The 2,998-nt window shown below is 53.8% G+C and carries 2 rRNA genes (1 of these 2 only partly in view); both read right to left on the bottom strand.

The features are described from left to right. Positions 1–15: 15 nt before the first annotated feature. A 5S ribosomal RNA gene (gene rrf, locus AUQ43_RS06445) occupies positions 16–130 on the bottom strand. A 133-nt stretch (positions 131–263) separates the two neighbouring features. Further along, a 23S ribosomal RNA gene (locus AUQ43_RS06440) occupies positions 264–2,998 on the bottom strand; it runs 12 nt beyond the window's last position.

Raw genomic sequence — 2,998 nt, 5'->3', positions numbered from 1 at the left:
TGCTGTATTTGGAAGGCCCGGCGGTGACCTACTCTCCCGTGCCTTAAGACAAAGTACCATCGGCGCAGGCTGGTTTCACTTCTGAGTTCGGGATGGGATCAGGTGGTTCCCGGCCGCTATGGCCACCGGGCCGTCCAAACACAGCGAAGAGATCGGAGATCTTATGAGATCGTGATGTTATGCGAACTATTTATTGTTGTGACGTATTGGTCTTGCTGATTTTACCGCTGCGCAAGTCATATGCAGATCAGTAGCAAGAGGGATCAATCAAGCCGATCGATCAATTAGTACTGGTTAGCTTCACGTGTTGCCACGCTTCCACACCCAGCCTATCAACCTGGTGGTCTTCCAGGGATCTGATAGGGATACCTAGTCTTGAAGGGGGCTTCCCGCTTAGATGCTTTCAGCGGTTATCCTTTCCGCACTTAGCTACCCGGCGATGCTCCTGGCGGAACAACCGGTACACCAGAGGTGCGTCCATCCCGGTCCTCTCGTACTAGGGACAGCTCTTCTCAAGTATCCTACGCCCACGGCAGATAGGGACCGAACTGTCTCACGACGTTCTAAACCCAGCTCACGTACCACTTTAATTGGCGAACAGCCAAACCCTTGGGACCTGCTCCAGCCCCAGGATGTGATGAGCCGACATCGAGGTGCCAAACACTCCCGTCGATGTGGACTCTTGGGGAGTATCAGCCTGTTATCCCCGGCGTACCTTTTATCCGTTGAGCGATGGCCCTTCCACGCGGGACCACCGGATCACTATGACCGACTTTCGTCTCTGCTCGACTTGTCAGTCTCGCAGTCAGGCAGGCTTTTGCCATTGCACTCTTAAGCTGATGTCCGACCAGCCTGAGCCTACCATCGCGCGCCTCCGTTACTCTTTGGGAGGCGACCGCCCCAGTCAAACTACCCGCCATGCAGGGTCCCGGATCCGGATAACGGACCTCGGTTAGATATCAGGAAGCAAAAGGGTGGTATCTCAAAGGTGGCTCCACCATGGCTGGCGCCATGGCTTCAAAGCCTCCCACCTATTCTGCACATTCACATCCTGATACCACTGCAAAGCTGTAGTAAAGGTGCACGGGGTCTTTCCGTCTGACCGCGGGTACTCCGCATCTTCACGGAGAATTCAATTTCGCTGAGTTGGTGTTGGAGACAGTGGGGAAGTCGTTACGCCATTCGTGCAGGTCGGAACTTACCCGACAAGGAATTTCGCTACCTTAGGACCGTTATAGTTACGGCCGCCGTTTACCGGGGCTTCAATTCAATGCTTGCACATCTCCTCTTAACCTTCCGGCACCGGGCAGGCGTCAGACCCTATACGTCGTCTTGCGACTTCGCAGAGCCCTGTGTTTTTAGTAAACAGTCGCCACCCCCTAGTCTGTGCCCCCCCCATGAAGTTGCCTTCATGGAGGGCCCCCTTCTCCCGAAGTTACGGGGGCAATTTGCCGAGTTCCTTCAACACCATTCTCTCAAGCGCCTTGGTATATTCAACCTGCCCACCTGTGTCGGTTTGGGGTACGGTCCATATGTGAGAGTTATTTCCTGGACCTCCTTGGCAGCTTCTCCAATCCAATAAGGAAAAACTACTTCCAGAGGCCGTCACTTCTCACGGGTACAGGAATATTAACCTGTTTCCCATCGACTACGCATTTCTGCCTCGTCTTAGGGGCCGACTCACCCTGCGCGGATTGGCCTTGCGCAGGAACCCTTGGGCTTTCGGCGAGGGAGGTTCTCACTCCCTTTATCGCTACTCATGTCAGCATTCTCGCTTCCGATACCTCCAGCAAACCTTACGGTTCACCTTCACAGGCTTACGGAACGCTCCGCTACCACTTGTTCAAAGAACAAGTCCGCAGTTTCGGTGTGTGGCTTGAGCCCCGGTACATCTTCGGCGCGGGACAGCTTATTTAGACCAGTGAGCTGTTACGCTTTCTTTAAACGATGGCTGCTTCTAAGCCAACGTCCTGGTTGTCTTGGCCGTCCTACATCCTTTCCCACTTAGCCACAACTTTGGGACCTTAACTGGCGGTCTGGGCTGTTTCCCTCTCGACCACGGACCTTAGCACCCGTAGTCTGTCTGCCAGATAGTACTCTTCGGTATTCGGAGTTTGATTAGGTTTGGTAAGCCGGTAAGGCCCCCTAGCCCATTCAGTGCTCTACCCCCGAAGGTATTCGTCTGACGCTCTACCTAAATAGATTTCGCGGAGAACCAGCTATCTCCAGGTTTGATTGGCCTTTCACCCCTAACCACAAGTCATCCCCGTCTTTTTCAACAGACGTGGGTTCGGTCCTCCAGTGACTGTTACATCACCTTCAACCTGCTCATGGCTAGATCACCTGGTTTCGGGTCTAATCCCACAAACTCAATCGCCCTATTAAGACTCGCTTTCGCTGCGCCTACACCTATCGGCTTAAGCTTGCTTGTGAGACTAACTCGCTGACCCATTATGCAAGAGGTACGCTGTCACCCCATAAAGAGGCTCCAACTGCTTGTAGGCATCCGGTTTCAGGAACTATTTCACTCCCCTTATCGGGGTGCTTTTCACCTTTCCCTCACGGTACTGGTACACTATCGGTCGTCAAGGAGTACTTAGGCTTGGAGGGTGGTCCCCCCATGTTCAGACAGGATTTCACGTGTCCCGCCCTACTCGAGGACTTATGCATTTTCTACCCGTACGGGGCTATCACCCACTATGGCCGACCTTTCCAGATCGTTCCGGTTCTTATGCATAAGCCACTGGCCTGGTTCGCGTTCGCTCGCCGCTACTAGCGAAGTCTCGGTTGATGTCCTTTCCTCCGGTTACTGAGATGTTTCAGTTCACCGGGTTCGCCTCCTGCCGCTATGTATTCACGACAGGATCACCCTATTGGGTGGGGTTTCCCCATTCAGAAATCTACGGGTCAAAGCCTGCTCTCGGCTCACCGTAGCTTATCGCAGAGTGCCACGTCTTTCATCGCCTCTTGACGCCAAGGCATCCACCAGATGCCCTTA

Origin of the sequence: Thalassospira sp. MCCC 1A01148 (assembly GCF_001613795.1) — a bacterium.
Taxonomy (GTDB): domain Bacteria; phylum Pseudomonadota; class Alphaproteobacteria; order Rhodospirillales; family Thalassospiraceae; genus Thalassospira.
Note: the sequence above shows the minus strand (reverse complement) of the source record. Positions and strands in the feature narration are given on the sequence as shown.